Source organism: Pedobacter sp. TM02 (assembly GCF_059705275.1).
Genome location: NZ_AP046530.1, coordinates 3,111,539 through 3,125,727, shown reverse-complemented (window position 1 = coordinate 3,125,727; position 14,189 = coordinate 3,111,539). Strand labels below are relative to the sequence as shown.

Annotated in this window: 11 protein-coding genes; 8 read left to right on the top strand and 3 right to left on the bottom strand. The window is 44.4% G+C overall.

What is annotated here, in order from left to right; genetic code table 11:
- Positions 1-18: 18 nt before the first annotated feature.
- Positions 19-2,283 carry a sodium-translocating pyrophosphatase gene (locus AC6H1S_RS13270; RefSeq protein WP_497563923.1) on the bottom strand — a complete coding sequence of 755 codons (2,265 nt, stop codon included), beginning with the start codon at positions 2,281-2,283 and terminating at the stop codon, positions 19-21.
- A gap of 221 nt (positions 2,284-2,504) precedes the next feature.
- Between AC6H1S_RS13270 and AC6H1S_RS13265 the strand changes: the two genes are divergently transcribed.
- The 3 genes from AC6H1S_RS13265 to AC6H1S_RS13255 all read left to right on the top strand — a co-directional run bounded on the left by AC6H1S_RS13265 (position 2,505) and on the right by AC6H1S_RS13255 (position 7,299).
- Positions 2,505-3,953: an APC family permease gene (locus AC6H1S_RS13265; protein ID WP_199141444.1), complete on the top strand. Its 1,449-nt coding sequence runs from the start codon at positions 2,505-2,507 to the stop codon at positions 3,951-3,953.
- Positions 3,954-4,053: 100 nt separating this feature from the next.
- Positions 4,054-5,001: a tRNA modification radical SAM protein MnmL/YtqA gene (gene mnmL / locus AC6H1S_RS13260; protein WP_497563922.1), complete on the top strand. Its 948-nt coding sequence runs from the start codon at positions 4,054-4,056 to the stop codon at positions 4,999-5,001.
- 33 nt (positions 5,002-5,034) lie between these two features.
- Complete coding sequence (locus tag AC6H1S_RS13255; RefSeq protein ID WP_497563921.1) at positions 5,035-7,299, top strand: family 20 glycosylhydrolase; 2,265 nt, start codon at positions 5,035-5,037, stop codon at positions 7,297-7,299.
- Positions 7,300-7,812: 513 nt separating this feature from the next.
- On the opposite strand, the gene AC6H1S_RS13250 is transcribed toward AC6H1S_RS13255, so the two are convergent.
- On the bottom strand, positions 7,813-8,283 hold the full coding sequence (locus AC6H1S_RS13250) for an SRPBCC family protein (RefSeq protein WP_497563920.1): 471 nt from the start codon (positions 8,281-8,283) through the stop codon (positions 7,813-7,815).
- A 278-nt stretch (positions 8,284-8,561) separates the two neighbouring features.
- Here AC6H1S_RS13250 and AC6H1S_RS13245 point away from each other — a divergent pair, with 278 nt between their 5' ends.
- The 3 genes from AC6H1S_RS13245 to AC6H1S_RS13235 all read left to right on the top strand — a co-directional run bounded on the left by AC6H1S_RS13245 (position 8,562) and on the right by AC6H1S_RS13235 (position 11,722).
- Complete coding sequence (locus AC6H1S_RS13245) at positions 8,562-9,920, top strand: ammonium transporter (protein ID WP_199141400.1); 1,359 nt, start codon at positions 8,562-8,564, stop codon at positions 9,918-9,920.
- Between the two features lie 121 nt (positions 9,921-10,041).
- Positions 10,042-11,091: an outer membrane beta-barrel protein gene (locus AC6H1S_RS13240; protein ID WP_199141399.1), complete on the top strand. Its 1,050-nt coding sequence runs from the start codon at positions 10,042-10,044 to the stop codon at positions 11,089-11,091.
- A gap of 52 nt (positions 11,092-11,143) precedes the next feature.
- Positions 11,144-11,722, top strand: coding sequence for a DUF4468 domain-containing protein (locus AC6H1S_RS13235; RefSeq protein WP_497563919.1), 579 nt, complete (start codon positions 11,144-11,146; stop codon positions 11,720-11,722).
- A gap of 76 nt (positions 11,723-11,798) precedes the next feature.
- On the opposite strand, the gene AC6H1S_RS13230 is transcribed toward AC6H1S_RS13235, so the two are convergent.
- Positions 11,799-12,272 (bottom strand): ribonuclease H-like YkuK family protein, encoded by a 474-nt coding sequence (locus AC6H1S_RS13230; RefSeq protein ID WP_199141397.1) that lies wholly within the window; start codon positions 12,270-12,272, stop codon positions 11,799-11,801.
- 281 nt (positions 12,273-12,553) lie between these two features.
- On the opposite strand from AC6H1S_RS13230, the gene AC6H1S_RS13225 reads away from it, so the two are divergent.
- Both AC6H1S_RS13225 and AC6H1S_RS13220 read left to right on the top strand, forming a co-directional pair.
- Entirely contained in the window at positions 12,554-13,861 is a 1,308-nt protein-coding gene (locus tag AC6H1S_RS13225; protein WP_497563918.1) for a DEAD/DEAH box helicase, read from the top strand.
- A 36-nt stretch (positions 13,862-13,897) separates the two neighbouring features.
- Complete coding sequence (locus tag AC6H1S_RS13220) at positions 13,898-14,128, top strand: DUF1456 family protein (protein ID WP_199141395.1); 231 nt, start codon at positions 13,898-13,900, stop codon at positions 14,126-14,128.
- Positions 14,129-14,189: the final 61 nt, after the last annotated feature.

Here is a 14,189-nt window from a genome sequence, read left to right as displayed (position 1 = left end):
CCCCTTTATTTGGTAATATTAATGATGTGTTGTTGTGTTAGTGCTATTTTTGATGGCGACAAGCTTTTCGCTGCCCGAAGCAACAGCATTCTTTGCCAGTTGCACTTCCTTGGTAGCCGTGCGGATCGAAGCAGTCATTCCAGGCGGCGTAATGCCAACAATATAGGGGGCAATGACTAAAGAAACGATAGACATCAGCTTGATTAAAATATTCATCGATGGGCCTGAAGTATCCTTAAATGGGTCACCAACGGTATCGCCGGTTACTGAAGCTTTGTGCGGCTCCGATTTTTTGTAGTACATTTCACCGTTGATTTCAACGCCTTTTTCGAAAGATTTTTTGGCATTGTCCCAGGCACCGCCAGCGTTTGATTGGAAAATACCCATCAATACACCCGAAACGGTAACACCAGCCAATAAGCCACCCAATACCTCCGGACCAAATACAAAGCCTACAATTACCGGTGTAATTAGGGCAATGGCGCCCGGCAAAAGCATTTCGCGGATAGAAGCCTGGGTAGAAATGGCCACGCACTTCTCGTATTCCGGTTTGGCCTTATACTCCATAATGCCAGGAATTTCGCGGAACTGGCGACGAACTTCCTGTACCATGTCCATGGCCGCTTTGCCCACTGCCTGGATACACAAGGCCGAGAAAATAAAAGGAATCATGCCGCCTACAAATAAACCAGCCAATACAGGCGCCTTGTAGATGTCGATGGCCGAAATACCAGCAATGCCTACAAACGCCGCAAATAAAGCCAATGAAGTTAAGGCAGCCGAAGCAATGGCAAAGCCTTTTCCAGTTGCGGCTGTGGTATTGCCTACTGCATCTAGGTTATCGGTACGCTCACGAACTTCAGGTGGCAATTGGCTCATTTCGGCAATACCGCCTGCATTATCGGCAATTGGCCCAAAAGCATCAATCGCCAACTGCATGGCCGTAGTAGCCATCATGCCGGCAGCAGCGATAGCCACGCCGTATAGGCCTGCAAAATAATAAGAAGTTACGATGCCCCCAGCCAATACCAGGATTGGAATAACAGTCGATTTCATCCCTACCGATAAACCGCCGATAATGTTGGTAGCGTGACCGGTTGAAGATTGCTGAATAATCGAATTTACCGGGCCTTTGCCCATGGCTGTGTAGTATTCGGTTACAAAACTCATAATGGCACCCACTACCAAGCCTACGGTAATGGCATAAAATACGTTGATGCTCGAAAACTGATAGCCACGCAAAACCAAGGTTTCTGGAAGCATCCAGTTTACAATGAAGAAAGAAGCAATGGCGGTTATAATGATAGACGACCAGTTGCCCAAATTCAAGGCGCTCTGAACGTTTGATTTTTCGTCTTTAATGGTTACAAACCAGGTGCCGATAATTGAAAAGATAATGCCTAGTCCACAAATTACCATGGGTAAAAGGATAGGCGACATGCCGCCAAATTTATCGGTAACGGTAATCTCTTGGCCCAAAACCATGGTAGCCAAGATGGTGGCCACGTAAGAACCGAACAAGTCGGCACCCATGCCTGCAACGTCGCCCACATTATCACCTACGTTATCGGCAATGGTAGCAGGGTTACGTACATCATCTTCAGGAATGCCAGCTTCAACCTTGCCTACCAAGTCGGCACCTACATCGGCCGCTTTGGTGTAAATACCGCCACCAACCCTTGCAAACAGGGCAATTGACTCGGCACCTAAAGAGAACCCGGTTAATACTTCAATAGCGGTTTTCATGTGGATGGTGTCGATTCCATCGGGACCGATTACCTTAAACATGGCCAGGAAAACAATAAATAAACTACCTAGTCCCAAGATAGCGAGCCCGGCAACGCCTAAGCCCATTACAGTACCGCCTGTGAAACTTACTTTTAAGGCCTGCTTTAAACTGGTTCTGGCAGCCTGTGTAGTACGCACGTTGGCTTTGGTAGCGGCTTTCATGCCGATATAACCCGCCAAGGCAGAGAAAACGGCGCCGATTACAAAGGCAATGGCAATAACCCAGCTCGAGTGCATCGGGCGGCCATTGATTTCTTGAACAGAACCTGAATAGGCCAAAAGACAGCCTGCAATGAGCACAAAAAAGCTCAGAATTTTCCATTCTGCCTTTAAAAAGGCCATGGCGCCGTTGGCAATGTGTCCGGCAAGTTCCTGCATGTTGGCATCGCCGGCATTTTGCTTGCTTACCCATGCGCTCTTAACCGCCATCACCAAGATGCCAATGATGCCCAAAAGTGGGATAGCATAGATTAAATTGTTTTGTAAAAAATCCATAGTTTAATTTATAATTTGGTTGTTTAGTTGTGAAATAAAAATAATACAAGGGTCACAAAAATAATCGTGTTTAGCTAATAACCAAATTTTTATGAAAATGATTGTTAACATTTTCCGATTGCGGTTTGACAACTAAATACATCGTTGGCCGATTAGGTGTTTTTTATATATATTAGCCCAATATAAGCTAAACTTAAACCAAAACAAACTAAAAACTGAACATGGAAAAACAAAAAGAAGAAGGTCCTCTGAAGAAGAAACTAGGGCTTTTTGACGGGGCTATGCTCGTAATGGGCTCAATGATCGGAAGCGGTATTTTTATTGTAAGTGCCGATATCATGCGGAATTTGGGCGCTGGCTATTGGCTCATTGTGGTTTGGTTGATCACTGGTGTGATGACAATCGCTGCCGCAATTTCCTATGGAGAGCTTTCTTCGATGTTTCCCAAGGCAGGAGGACAATACACTTATCTGAAAGAAATTTTCGGTAGAATGATGGGGTTTCTCTATGGCTGGGGTTTGTTTACTGTAATCCAAACAGGCACTATTGCCGCCGTAGCCGTAGCCTTTGGTAAATTTACGGCTTATCTCGTGCCTGCTTTGAATGACGCTGCCCCAATTTTTCAAAGTGGAGGCTATAAAATCACTTGGATACAGATTTTGGCTATCGCAGTTATTTTGCTGCTAACCTATATCAACACCAAGGGCGTTGAGAGCGGAAAATGGCTGCAGAATATTTTTACAGGATCCAAAATCGTGGCCTTGATCGGCTTGATTGTTTTAGGCTTTCTTTTGGTGAAAAGCAATTTCTGGACAGAGAACATGAGCTTTGGATGGAACGCTTTCAATAACCTTAAAACGGATGTAAGCGGAAACTTCTTAAAGTCTGGATGGGAATCTATTTCTGGAATGACCATCATGGGAGGGATTGCCGCGGCAATGGTTGGTTCGGTATTCTCTAGCGTGGCTTGGGAAAACGTAACTTTTGTTTCGGGAGAAATCGAAAACCCAAAGAAAAATGTGGTGCGCTCTATGGTTTTGGGCACTTCGGTGGTCATGATCCTCTATTTATTGGTGAACTTCGTATACCTCAATACCTTGAATAGAGATGGTATTGCCTTTGCCCCTAACGACAGGGTAGCCGTGGTAGTCTCAGAGCAGATTTTCGGTAATGGCATCGGGACCATTGTGATGGCCGTACTCGTTATGATCTCTACTTTTGGTTGTGTCAATGGAATTGTATTGGCGGGTGCACGGGTATTCCAAACCATGGCCAAAGACGGGATGTTCTTTAAATCGGCGCTCGACAACAACAAGAATGGAGTTCCGGAAAAATCACTTTGGATGCAGGGGGCTTGGGCATCGGTATTATGCTTAAGCGGACAATATGGTAACCTGTTGGATATGATTTCTTTTGTTATCGTGCTATTTTATATGATTACCGTTTTTGGCGTGATCTATTTAAGAATTAAACAGCCTAAGCTGGATCGGCCTTATAAAACTTGGCTGTATCCGGTTACGCCGATCATTTATTTGTTGATCGGTGCCGCATTCTGCATTTTGCTCCTCATTTATAAGCAACAATATACCTGGCCTGGACTTTTGATCGTTTTGCTGGGGGTTCCTGTCTATTTTTATATCAATAGAAATAAGACTGCTGGAGCTAATTAATGGCAAATACACTTGCGAGGTTTTTTAAACCCCGCAAGTGTCCTTCGCTCGTATGCTTGGCATTGCGCCATCCGCAACTAATTCCGTATCTTTGCCCTAAATGGGCACAGCACTAGACTTAGGTTTTAAAAACTACAACAATTACGGTACACACCTGCGCGAAAAATATAATGGCCAGCGCGTATTCAAGGTCATTGTTGATGGTGGCTTTACCTGTCCCAACCGCGATGGCAGCAAGGGCTTTGGTGGCTGTACCTATTGCAATGTCGATTCTTTTACGCCCGAACTTTCGCGCAAGCTGCCCACCATTAGAGAACAGGTAGAGCAAAGCATCGAAAGAGCGCGTAACTCTTATCGAGCAGAGAAATTTATCATCTATTTTCAGCCCAATACCAATACTTATGCGCCAGTGCATTACCTCAAAATGATGTACGACGAAGCACTCTCGGTCAATACCACAGACGTAGTGGGTTTTGCCGTAGGTACTAGGCCCGATTGTATCGATGCCGAAAAAATCAAGCTGCTCGAGAGCTACGCCGACCGGTACGATGTTGACCTTGAAATGGGCATGGAATCCATTTACGACGAAACCTTAACCCAGATTAACCGTGGCTGTAGCCACCAGGAGTTTGTAGATGCCGTAAACCTGGTGCAAAACAGCAAGCTTAACCTTTGCGTGCATACCATTTTTGGCTTTCCATGGGAAACCCGCGAAATGATGGAAGGCTATATCCAAGAGGTTAACCGTTTCCCACAGATCAAGTTCATCAAGTTCCACCACCTGCATATCGTAGAAGGCTCTATCATGGGCGTTAAGTACAAAAGGAATCCTTTTAAGCTTTTTTCTTTGGAAGAATACACCGATTTGTTGTGTGAATTCCTACCTTTATTAAGACCGGATATAGTGGTACAGCGGCTCTTCGGCATTTCTGATTGGGAACTGTTGATTGCACCAAATTGGGGACTCAAAAAATCGGCTATCCAAACCTATATGGATAAGGAAATCGAACGCAGGGGTGTGGTGCAGGGATCGAAGTTCAGCTTGTAGGCTATAGCGCAAAACATCTTATCCTACCTAAAAATGAAGATAAAATTTTTTATCCTATTGTTGTGGTGTGCTAAATTGGCAGGAGCTCAACAATCGGCATCCTATGCCCTTATCCCTAAGCCCCTAAAAATAACCAGTGCTCCGGGGAGTTTCGCGTGGAGCGGCTCCACAAAAATTACAGTTGCAAAAGGCAGTGCCGATCTGGTGCCTGCACTGAACGAACTCAAGGCCATTGCAAGTGCCATAAAAACCAAAAGCACACAGGCAAATGCTATTGTACTGCGTAAAGATGCTTCCATTAGAGCCGAAGAGGGCTACCGATTAACCGTTGGCCAAAAACAGATAGAAATACGGGTGGCAGGTTTGCCGGGCGCCTTTTGGGCTATATCAAGCCTCAAACAGCTTGTCGGCACCGAAGCTTTTGCCAGCAACGGAAAAACAATCAAAGTGCCTTGCCTAGCGATAGAAGACCAGCCTCGGTTTGCCTGGCGGGGGATGCACTTGGATGTGTCGCGCCATTTTTTCGACTTACCTTACCTGCGCAAAATGATTGATCGGATGGCTTATTATAAGTTCAATAAATTTCACCTGCACCTGACCGACGACCAAGGCTGGCGCATCGAAATCAAGAAATATCCCGAGCTTACCGCAAAAGGAGCTTGGCGTACCCTCAACAATCAGGATTCTGCTTGCTTGGAGCTGGCCAAAACCAACCCTGATTTTGCCCTGCCCGAAAAGCATTTCAAAACCATCGATGGCGAAAGAAAGTATGGCGGTTTTTATACGCAGGAAGAAATGCGTGCGCTGATTGCCTATGCGTCGGATAGAGGGATTGAAATTATCCCCGAAATAGACATGCCCGGACACATGATGGCGGCTACCCAACTCATGCCCTGGCTAACTACGCAGGGCAAAAGTGGCATGGCCAAAAACTTTAGCGAACCTTTATGTCCCTGCAAGGAAACCACCTTTGAGTTTGCCGAAAATGTATTCTCGGAAATTGCGGCCTTGTTTCCAAGTCGCTATATCCATTTGGGTGCCGACGAAGTGGAGAAGGAGAGCTGGAAGCATTTGCCCGAATGCGAAGAGTTGATGAAAAGGGAAGGGCTTAAGAGTGTCGACGAGTTGCAGAGCTATTTTGTGCGCCGCATGGAGAAATTCTTTAACAGCAAGGGCAAAAAGCTCATCGGCTGGGACGAAATCCTCGAAGGAGGCGTGTCTTCAACCGCAACCGTAATGTACTGGCGTTCGTGGGTGAAAGATGCACCGAAAATTGCAGCCGCTAAGGGCAACCACGTTATCATGACCCCGTCGGCCTATTGTTATTTCGATTACAAGCAAGATAACGAAACCATCAAGACTTTATACGGGTTTAATCCCCTGGCCTTTGGTCTCGATGCCAAGGAACATGAAAACGTAATTGGCGTACAGGCAAACATTTGGACAGAGTACATTCCTACAGAAAATAGATTGGAATATATGATTTTTCCAAGGATGCTCGCCTTGGCCGAAGTAGGGTGGGGAACAGCCGATGCCGATTGGACAAATTTTAATAGCCGTTTGCAAAGCCAGACTAAATTATTAGATGCGATGCACATCAATTACAGGATGCCCGACATTTTGGGCTTTACCGAAAAAAGTGTTTTTGTTGATAGTGCCTACCTGTCTGTCGAAAAGCCTTTTGCCGATATGTCGATCCGTTATACCACTGATGGTACGGTGCCCAGCCAATCGTCTAAGATTTTGCCTAGCCAGTTGCTGGTAAAAACTTCCACCCGTTTTAATGTCGCAGGATTTAGCAAAACCGGCTATCGTGGCGATGTGTATACGATAGACTATGAAAAACAGGCCTATCTGCAGCCTGAAAATATAAATAACCTGCAAAAAGGCTTGCGCTTTTATTACTATCCGGTCTTTTATAAAAATACCAAGGCTATCAATGAGAAAGATTTGGCAACCGAAAAAATCGCCAAAGCTATCGAAATCCCTATCAGCCAAACGGCACCTAGTTTTGCTACGCGCCACGTCGGTTATTTTTATGCAGCGGAAACAGGGGTATATTCGTTTGCCCTACGTTCTGACGATGGAAGTGTGCTTAAAATAGGTGGTAACGTGCTGATTGATAACGACGGCATGCATTCGTCTGTAGAGAAATCGGCTCAAATTGCACTTGAAAAAGGCTATCATCCTTTTGAGTTGTTTTTTGTTGAAGGTGGCGGAGGTTACACTTTGCAACTGCAGTGCAAAACACCAAAGGGCAAGCTCGAAGATGTAAACGAAGCGGTGTTTTTTCATTAGATGGACTTTAAGGCTGTAGGTGCTTTTTAGCCACAGATTAGCAGATTTCTGTTGTCGTGTAGCTGTGGCTGTTTTAAGGCTAATCTGTAAATCTGTGGCGGGACAGTTGGTTGATAGATTGTTGCAGGGTTTTTGAAGCTTTGTGGCCACAGATTAACAGATTTCTGTTGTCGTGTAGCTGTTTTAAGGCTAATCTGTAAATCTGCGGCGGCACAGTTGGTTGATGAATTGTTGTGGGGCTTTTGAAGCTTTGTGGACACAGGTTAACGGATTTCTGTTGCCATGTAGCTGCCCGTTTTAAGCCTGATCTATAAATCTGTGGCAAAAAAGCTAGTTGATTAATGGTTATAGGATTGTTGAAGCTTTGTGGCTACAGCTTAATAGATTTCTTTTATATTTTCAGGGTTAAAATGAAAAGCGCGCAGGTTTAAATCCTTGTCGGCTGGTCGAGATGTGCCATCTCGATCTTGATAACCCTGGATTTCCAATCTAATTTATCAATTGATACTCCCCCTAAGGCATCATCCCAAAAAGTTCGGTCGTTTTCGCTTTCCTGAAGTCGAAAATCTCTTTTAGCCTCTTCCTTACCAAAAGACCATGAGCCATTTGCCCAAAAATGCCAAGGGGTAGGCCATAGGTTAAAATGTCGGTCATTTCAACGCCATTGGGTATAGCCTTAAAGTGGTGCTGATGGTGCCAAAACTTGAAAGGCCCAAAACGTTGTTCGTCTATAAAGTACTTTTCATGCGATACCTGGGTAATCTCGGTCATCCAGTTAAGCTTGATGCCCATGAGTGGCGAAACCTTATAAGTAATAATCATTCCGGCATACATTTTTTCGTTCGGCTCCTGCTTGGAAGTAACGATAAATGCCATGTCGCTTGGTGTAATCTGAGCCAGATTCATCGGCGACGAAAAGAAGTCCCAAGCCTTTTCCAGTGAAATGGGGAACTGTTGTTTGAAAGTTAAGCGGTATGGGTTCATGATAAAATAAAGATACGATTAACTTTTTTGATGTTAATTTCTATGATTTTTACGAAAAATATAAAAAATAAGATGTTTTTTATTTAAAAAATTAGTTTATTTTAAAATTTTAGTGTTTAAAATGACAAAAAAATATATTTATTTAATGTTTTTTTACATTTTAATATATTTTTTTATTGATTTTGCCAATGTTATTAATTGTTTTTTATGATTTTTTAAGATTTTATAGTTAATTTTAAATAATTATCAAAAAAAATAAACACTAAACTTGAAAATTTATGGCAAAAGTTCTATTTAAACAGTGGGCTCCATTCGCAATTTTAATTTTAATTGCAGTTTTATCTCTTTTTGTGCCGTTGCTTCCCAATTTTGACGAAGGAAAATATAATGCGGCTGATGTTGCGTTTATCTTGGTCGCCGCTGCACTGGTGTTTTTAATGACACCGGGCCTGGCCTTCTTCTATGGAGGCATGGTGCATCGTAAAAATGTTCTTTCTACCATGATCAAAAGCGTAGTAGCCGCAGGGGTAATTACTGTGCTTTGGGTAGTGGTAGGTTTCAGCCTCGCTTTTGGTAACAGCATTGGGGGCTTTATCGGAGATCCCAAAACATTTTTGTTTTTTCAGGGCGTAAACTCTGGGCCTGCCTGGGGAACTATTCCGCTTTCGCTGTTTGCGGTTTTTCAATTGATGTTTGCCATCATTACCCCGGGGCTTGTGGTAGGTGCCGTTGCCGAGCGTATCCGCTTTACTTCGTATATTCTCTTTATTGTATTGTTCGCGCTTTTTGTGTATTCGCCATTGGCACACTGGACATGGTCGCCGAACGGTTTTCTGCTCAAAATGGGCGTGCTCGACTTTGCCGGCGGAACCGTAGTGCATATTTCGGCAGGTATGGCAGCTTTAGCTGGAGCTTTGGTGCTCAAAAGAAGAAAATCGCACTTGGAACATAAAGAAGTGCCACCAGCCAATATTCCTTATGTATTGATTGGCACCGGTTTGTTATGGTTCGGCTGGTTCGGCTTTAACGCAGGCTCGGCCTTGAGTGCCAATGCCTTGGCAGTTTCGGCATTTTTAACTACCAATACGGCTGCTGGTGCGGCAGGCCTATCGTGGATGTTTTTTGATGTTGCCAGAGGCAAAAAACCTTCTGTTTTGGGTTTCTGTATCGGGGCCGTTGTTGGCTTGGTGGCCATTACGCCGGGTGCCGGTTTTGTAAGTATTCCATCAAGTATTTTTATTGGCGTGGCAGCAGCGGTAGTTTCAAACTTGGTGGTTTCGTGGAAGCAAAAAACCAGCTTAGACGATACCTTGGATGTTTTTCCTTGCCATGGTGTTGGAGGGATCGTAGGCATGCTGCTGACAGGTGTTTTTGCCACTAAAACCGTAAACAGTGCTGGTGCCGATGGCTTGCTTTATGGCAATGCGGAGTTTTTCTTCATTCAGTTAAAAGGAGCGCTCATTGTAATTATCTTCAGCTTTGTCGTGTCGTTTGTAATTTTCAAGCTGGTCAACCTCATTCAGCCGATCCGCGTAAGCGAAGCCGAAGAAGAAGTAGGACTGGATGCCTCGCAACACGATGAAAAATATACCCAGGGCACTTTGATCGTTGCAGGAAAGGAAGTCGCAAACAACTAGGTAAATCAAACCAAATATTTCGGGCTATCTACAATATTGAACCACATTTGATGTGGATAGCCCGGCTATTGCCTTTTAAGTCGTCAGATAATGGATTAAAATAAACCTCAAACTTAAAATTATGAAAATTAAAACTCTACTATCTACCTTTACCGCCTTAGGATTTACTGCCACTGCTTATGCCCAAGAATCATCGGGTTCTCCCTTACAGATTTCAGGATCAGTAGATACCTATTATAAATACGACCTCAATAAGGCAAGCAACATCAAAACCTATTTTGCCAACGAACAGAATTCCGTTTCGCTGGGAATGATAGACCTGGCCCTGAAAAAGAGTACCGGCAAGGCTTCTTTTGTTGGCGAACTGTCTTTCGGGCCCCGTGGCCAGTCGCAGTCTATCCCCAATGCGGCCGGCACCTACGATGAGAAGACCAATAGCTTCCATATCCAAAATCTTTATATAAGTTATGCCTTTACCGATAAATTTAATATCGCTGCAGGCTACATGGGCACTTTCGTCGGCTACGAAGTGATCTCGCCAGCCGCTAATTTCAACTATTCTACTTCCTACCTCTTTGGCTCAGGGCCATTTCAGAATGCAGGTATTAAAGCCAGCTATACCTTTTCTGATCAAGTAAGCCTGATGGCTGGCCTATTCAACGATTGGAATGTATACCAGGATTTTAATGGCGTATCGCACATTGGGGCGCAGCTAACCCTGAGCCCGCTTTCGGGTTGGACAGCTTACCTGAATTTTCTTTCGGGCCGCTCAGCGGGCGCTGCGGGTACGGGCACCATTTTCGATCTGACTACGGCCTATCAAATTACCGATCAGTTTAAGATGGGCCTAAACGCGGCCAATTATACCATTTCGAACAACAATGGAGGTTATGCCGGAGTTGCGCTATATCCGCAATATGCCTTTACAAAGGCTGTCGCTTTGGGGCTAAGGGCCGAATATTTTAACTATAAGGGCGCAGCCGGTACTCAAGATGCGGCGGTCGCCTCGTTTACGTTATCGGGCAATATCAAGTCGGGCGGATTGACCTTTATCCCTGAGGTGCGTTTAGACAGCGATAAAGACTTTTCGCAGGGTTTTTTAAAGCGCAATGGCCTAACCGCGACTAAAAATGCTTCGCAGTTTTCTTTAGCGGCCGTTTATGCTTTCTAGTATTGATCCAAACGCCGGGCACAAGCCTGGCGTTTTTTTAGGCGTAAAACTTATGAAAATTAGATTATTGACGGCCTTGTTGTTCTTGAGTTGCCATATAGCCGTGGCGCAAGGCGAAAACCTGGCTGTTAACGAAAACGGGAAGTTGATTTATTACGAGGTGGTGAAGCTGGAAGGCGTAACCAGTGATTTGTTGAGGGATAGGCTGGATGCCTATCTCAAAAAGCAAAAGACGTTAAAGGTCAAATCAGCGGTAGGCGATAGCGCAATTCTGGCCAACGGCAAATTCGTTATCAACAAAACCCTGCTGGTGATGTCGCATCCTTCTGGCGAAGTGCTGTACAGTTTTAATGCAGAAGTGAAAGAAGGGAAGTATCGTTTTTGGCTGAGCGACTTTGGTTTTGTTCCGTATCAGCGAGACCGATATGGAAACTTTGTGGCCGCTACGGCTAAAGCCACCCCGTTGGAAGAGAATCCCGGCAAGCTGAATGAGGGGCAATGGAAAGAATATCGAACGCAAACAGCCAAATATGTCCAAGATTTTGCAGCAAAGCTGAAGCAGTATATAGCCAACGAAAAGCCGGTAGAAATTCCTGCACCAGAAAAAAAAGTGGTGAGCAAATCTTGGTAAAGGAGCTGAAAGTTTAAAGTGAAAAGCTGTAAATCTAGCTCATGGCTTTCAACTTTTAACCCTGAACCTGCAACTGTTAGTGTACCATCTTATCGGCGCAGGTTGAACTGGCGAAAGCTTCGGGTTTGGCTTTAAAAATAAAACCCATGCTCAAAATGTAGCCCATGGCCTCGTTTAAAGCCTTGTTCGATTTAAACATCGGATTGGTATTGATGTCGGCATGTACCTCCAAATCTACATCGTACACATCAAGCAGGTCGCAAACCGAATAGGCGGTTTCGATTGATTTCTGCACTTCGACCAGCATCCTTTCCTTGATGCCCATTTTTTGGGTGGTTTTTTCTTGGCTGATGTACATAAAGCCACCATGGTGTTCCCTTAGCAAAACAATGACGGTTGCAAAATCGGTAATCGCACCTTTAACCTGCGAGTCTGTGCCGATGCACACTTTCAGTTTGTAGCCGTTTCCAGTTTCTCTGATAATTGCTTGTTCAACTTCTTCTAAGATTGACGAATGGATCACTTCGCCACTAAATTTTTTCCAGCTCATACGTTAGTGGTGTTAAGGTTAACAACCCGTAATCAGGTTTCCTAAATTTAAGCGCTTCATGTGAAATTGCAGTTAACGGTATATTGTTTATTTGCTAACATTCAATTGGTTATCAACAAGATAAGATTTTTTGGGGAAATGTGGAAGCAAAAATGGAAAAGGAAATGGCAAGTTGAGGCTGGTGGAAAGGAAGGAAGAAAACGAAAGTAGGAAAACTTTCGGACAGCTGAACTAGAGACTTCAGCCTGACGACTCTTGACTAAAATAGCTACCTTTGGACCATGATTCTACAGTCAGTGCTCGATAACCTTAAAATTGCCTCCCTTAACCAAATTCAGGAACAGGCCATTGCGGCCAGCAAAAAAGGAAGCGATGTCGTTATTTTGGCGCCAACTGGTTCCGGAAAAACCCTTGCTTTTTTGTTGCCGGTACTCCATAGGCTTAAAAAAGAAACGAAGGGTATCCAATGTCTTATTTTGGTGCCATCAAGAGAACTGGCCTTGCAAATCGAATTGGTTTTCAGGCAAATGGCATCGGGTTTTAAAATAACCTGCTGCTATGGAGGCCATGAGGTAAAAACCGAGCTCAACAGCTTAAAAGAAGCACCTGCAGTTTTAATTGGTACGCCCGGACGGATTGCCTTTCACCTCGATGCACGGCATTTCGACGAATCGACCATAACCACGTTGGTGCTCGACGAATTTGATAAGGCCTTGGAGTTTGGTTTCCAGGCCGATATGGGCTATATCATTGGCAGCCTACGTTCTCTAGCGCAGCGTATCCTGACTTCGGCCACCAAAATGGAAGAAATTCCGGATTTTACGGGCTTGCAAAGCCCCCTTACCCTCAATTTCTTAACCAATAGGGAAATAGCGCCAGCCATCACGCTCAAAAAAGTAGCGAGCAAAGCGGAAGACAAGTTGGAAACCTTGTTCGAGCTCATCTGCAGCATCGGAAATGAAGCCATGCTAGTTTTTTGCAACCACCGTGAAACGGTCGACCGCATTAGCGATTTGCTTATTGAAAAAGACCTGATCCACGATGTTTTTCATGGTGGCATGGAGCAAGATGAGCGTGAGCGCGCCCTGCTCAAATTCAGGAATGGGAGCAATCTCATTTTGGTTACCACAGACTTGGCCGCGCGTGGCCTGGATATTCCGGAGGTAGCGCACATTATCCACTACCAATTGCCACATACCGAAGATGCCTTTGTGCACCGCAATGGACGCACCGCCAGAATGAATGCCAAAGGAACGGCCTATTTGATTTTGGCTGCCGACGAGCAATACCCTTTTTTAAGTGCCGAAATAGAAACCATCGATTTGAAAGGCCCTTATCCCATGCCGCAAGATAGTGCCTGGCAAACTTTGTATATTAGTGCCGGTAAAAAAGACAAGGTCAATAAGGTTGATATTGTTGGCCTGCTGCTTAAAAAGGGAGGTTTGCAAAAAGACGAGGTAGGACTGATTGAAGTGAAAGACCAGGCAGCTTATGTAGCTGTCAAAAGGGCACAAATGGCAAAAGTTGTTAAGAAGCTGGCCAACGAAAAAATTAAGAACAAGAAAGTTAAAATAGAAGCGGCTTTTTAGGGCCATCTAACTATTTAAGCTGCGAACCATACAATTATGAGCAATAACGATATCATGAAAAAATTAAGGGTAGCCTTATCCTTAAATAGCGATCAGATTATAGAGATTTGCAAACTGGTTAATTTTACGGTAACCAAAAGCGAATTGGGCGATATCTTCAGAAAAGACGATCACCCAAATTTTAAAAAATGCGGCGATCAGATTTTACGTAATTTCTTAAATGGACTGGTTATTTACAAACGTGGTCCGCGCGAAAGCCAAGAATAGAAAGGGGTTGATTGAAGAACTGCTTAGGTGATCGTAGTTTTATTCTGCTCTAGGATATCTA

Bases quoted from the DNA above. Each gene is read 5' to 3' on its own strand.
- AC6H1S_RS13245 (WP_199141400.1), top strand. From the start codon at position 8,562: ATGGCAAAAGTTCTATTTAAACAGTGGGCTCCATTCGCAATTTTAATT.
- AC6H1S_RS13265 (WP_199141444.1), top strand. From the start codon at position 2,505: ATGGAAAAACAAAAAGAAGAAGGTCCTCTGAAGAAGAAACTAGGGCTT.
- AC6H1S_RS13235 (WP_497563919.1), top strand. From the start codon at position 11,144: ATGAAAATTAGATTATTGACGGCCTTGTTGTTCTTGAGTTGCCATATA.
- AC6H1S_RS13240 (WP_199141399.1), top strand. From the start codon at position 10,042: ATGAAAATTAAAACTCTACTATCTACCTTTACCGCCTTAGGATTTACT.
- mnmL (WP_497563922.1), top strand. From the start codon at position 4,054: ATGGGCACAGCACTAGACTTAGGTTTTAAAAACTACAACAATTACGGT.
- AC6H1S_RS13230 (WP_199141397.1), bottom strand. From the start codon at position 12,272: ATGAGCTGGAAAAAATTTAGTGGCGAAGTGATCCATTCGTCAATCTTA.
- AC6H1S_RS13220 (WP_199141395.1), top strand. From the start codon at position 13,898: ATGAGCAATAACGATATCATGAAAAAATTAAGGGTAGCCTTATCCTTA.
- AC6H1S_RS13270 (WP_497563923.1), bottom strand. From the start codon at position 2,283: ATGGATTTTTTACAAAACAATTTAATCTATGCTATCCCACTTTTGGGC.
- AC6H1S_RS13250 (WP_497563920.1), bottom strand. From the start codon at position 8,283: ATGAACCCATACCGCTTAACTTTCAAACAACAGTTCCCCATTTCACTG.
- AC6H1S_RS13255 (WP_497563921.1), top strand. From the start codon at position 5,035: ATGAAGATAAAATTTTTTATCCTATTGTTGTGGTGTGCTAAATTGGCA.
- AC6H1S_RS13225 (WP_497563918.1), top strand. From the start codon at position 12,554: ATGATTCTACAGTCAGTGCTCGATAACCTTAAAATTGCCTCCCTTAAC.